This is a genomic window from Deltaproteobacteria bacterium CG11_big_fil_rev_8_21_14_0_20_49_13, from assembly GCA_002796305.1.
Classification (GTDB): domain Bacteria; phylum UBA10199; class UBA10199.
This window is the reverse complement of the sequence record PCWZ01000029.1, coordinates 23200-25184: the sequence shown is the minus strand read 5'-3', so window position 1 is coordinate 25184 and position 1985 is coordinate 23200. Positions and strand designations below refer to the sequence as shown.

The window sequence follows — 1985 nt, the reverse complement described above, 5'->3', positions numbered from 1 at the left end:
TTTGATGTTATCTCATCGGACATGGCGTGGAACTTATAGCTGAAGTTCGTCGTAAGCGGTAGAGGCTGGCATTCTGCGTTTCATACTTTCGGACCGCTTTAAGATTACCATCCCCCCAATAACTTTACCAGTTGAGACCTCAAAAGGAGTATATATATATGTTATCGGCAGGGTTATGAGTGAAAGTTGCGAACCCTTAGTTTTTTGTTAATAAAAAGATTTGATTGAGATCAAACCTAATTATTTCAAATAGTTATAAATGATTGTGCAATATTGCGGTTTATAGCTTTTAAATATTGCACAGTCCGCTTAAAGCGTCATTTAGCATATTATTTGGTATAGTATTTAAATGGAATTGACTTTTGGTATATTTTTTGGTATATTTTTTGGCGTGAAACGCTTATTACAGACACCTTTAAATCCGCAAGTCTTATCTTATGTCAAGAATATCGGAAAATTTTTGAAGCAATGGGAATTAAGCAAGGATCTACAAAAAGATTTTTATTCGTGGCTTAAAGCAACAACCATCATAACTTCTGCGGGCGCTTCAACCAGAATCGAAGGTGCGCGGATTTCAGATGAAGAAATATTGGAACGACTTGAAAACTTAAAGATACAAAAGATCAAAGACAGAGACGAGGCCGAAGTGGCCGGTTACATAGACTGTCTGAATTACGTATTTGAAAATTATAATAACATCAACATTAGCGAACACACAGCACGTTCTCTCCATCAGATGATGTGTTCTTATCTGACAAATGATATTCTACCCCCAAATCAAAGGGGCTCCTATAAAAACGTGCCGAACTCGGTCGTAAAAACTGACCATAAAACCGGCGAAGAAGATGTTATTTTTGAGACTACACCCCCTGGCATCGAAACCGATATCGCCATGAAAGAGCTTTTCGAAGATTATAATAATTTCATTAATGACACTGACTACTCCGATCTGGAGGTGATCGCCGCGTTTGTCGTCAAATTCCTTGCTATTCATCCTTTCAGAGATGGCAACGGTCGCATTTCCCGGATACTCACTAATCTTTGCCTTTTAAAACAGGGCTATGAATTCACAATGTATTCTTCGCACGAAAAAACCGTAGAAGACAACAAAGAGCTTTACTATATTTCTATAAGACAAACTCAAGGCAGTATGAAAGGAACGCCAGATATTAATCCATGGTTTTTATTCTTTCTTAAGATGTTAAACGTTCAGGCGGAAATTTTGAAAGAAAAGATGGTCTCAAAAGGTTCCGGCAGGTTGACAGATTTTGAGGACACTATTTTAGTCCTCATACAAAAATATCAGCCGGTCACAATCTCTTTTCTTGAGAGAACATCGGATATAAAAAGAGTAACGATAAAATCGATCCTAAAAAAATTAAAATCGTTAGGTATGATAGAAATGACCGGCTCCACAAAGGGAAGCTTTTACAAATTGAAGCGGTGAAAGAACGCAAGAAAGATGTAAATGTGAATCTTATTCTTTCGGTAAAGCTCTGCCAACAAGCACGCTCCTGTCAGTCTCCTCAAATAATAAAATATCCCCGGGCTGGCAGTCTAAATATGCGCAGATCGCATCAAGCGTGGAAAGTCTTATGGCCTTAGCCTTTCCCGTTTTTAGTATTGAGAGATTTTGAGGCGTAATGCCGATGGCCTCGGCTAGAGCCTTTGAGACGACCTTCCTTTTTGCAAGCATTACATCCAAATTGACAATGATAGGCATGATGCCTCCCTAGATCGTATACGCTTCGTTCTCTTTCAGTTTTCTACCCTCGTCCATTATCCATGCGATTATTATTATCATCACCGCAATGGCTATGGAAAAAAGATTCATCCCGGACAACCCCATGCGTATCATTTTATGTCCGACCTCGTTCTGATATGTGAGCGCATATGTAACTAAACCCTCATATAATGGACTGGAAAGATTGTAAGCCAGGATAAAATAACCGATGTTTTTGATCCGGACGACATTTCTGCCGTCA

The 1985-nt window shown here is 38.9% G+C and carries 3 protein-coding genes; 1 reads left to right on the top strand and 2 read right to left on the bottom strand.

Features of this window, described 5'->3' with window-relative positions; translation table 11 throughout:
- The first annotated feature begins 349 nt into the window (after nt 1–349).
- On the top strand, nt 350–1447 hold the full coding sequence (locus COV46_02440; GenBank protein PIR17869.1) for a cell filamentation protein Fic: 1098 nt from the start codon (nt 350–352) through the stop codon (nt 1445–1447).
- 30 nt (nt 1448–1477) lie between these two features.
- On the opposite strand, the gene COV46_02435 is transcribed toward COV46_02440, so the two are convergent.
- Together COV46_02435 and COV46_02430 are read right to left on the bottom strand one after the other, a co-directional pair.
- The gene (locus COV46_02435; protein ID PIR17868.1) at nt 1478–1723 is read right to left on the bottom strand and encodes a transcriptional regulator; all 246 of its coding nucleotides are present in this window, start codon (nt 1721–1723) and stop codon (nt 1478–1480) included.
- Nucleotides 1724–1732: 9 nt separating this feature from the next.
- Nucleotides 1733–1858: a hypothetical protein gene (locus COV46_02430; GenBank protein ID PIR17867.1), complete on the bottom strand. Its 126-nt coding sequence runs from the start codon at nt 1856–1858 to the stop codon at nt 1733–1735.
- Nucleotides 1859–1985: the final 127 nt, after the last annotated feature.